This is a genomic window from Helicobacter trogontum, assembly GCF_000765905.2.
Classification (GTDB): domain Bacteria; phylum Campylobacterota; class Campylobacteria; order Campylobacterales; family Helicobacteraceae; genus Helicobacter_A; species Helicobacter_A trogontum.
Window position 1 is genome coordinate 1 of sequence record NZ_JRPL02000111.1, and the last position, 474, is coordinate 474.

Annotated in this window: 1 protein-coding gene; it reads right to left on the reverse strand. The window is 32.7% G+C overall.

All coding sequences use genetic code 11. The features are described from left to right. Positions 1-474 (reverse strand): recombinase family protein (locus LS81_RS11120; RefSeq protein WP_034348124.1); only part of this gene is annotated, 474 nt, incomplete at both ends.

Sequence of the window (474 nt, forward strand, 5' to 3'; positions counted from 1 at the left end):
CCAACTAATCCTTTTTTCTTGCAAAAATGATGGAATCCAGCATAAGTTCCTTTTTCATCTAAAAGTAGCCATGTAGCTCTTATGCTTAACTTTTTCTCTTTAATATAATATTCAATTCGTTTATACTCCATATCATACATTGATTGATTGCTTCCTTTTGGACGACCAAGCTTTTTACCAGATTTTCTTGCAGCTTCTAGTCCTTCCTTTGTGCGAAGACTTATAAAATGTCGCTCTATATCTGCATTATAACTCCATATTGCAAGTAGGAGTTTTTCATAAGGACTATTAAAGGTTGTAAGCTCTGGTTGTCTAATGAAAACAAATTGCACACCTTTTTGTGCTAACTCTAAAACAAGATTCATAACCTCTAACATACCTCTACCAAGCCTAGAAATCTCGGCAGTGATTAAAATATCTCCTGATTGTAGTTTATTTTGTAATTCAGTAATTTTTCTTTTTTCCTGTGTTTTT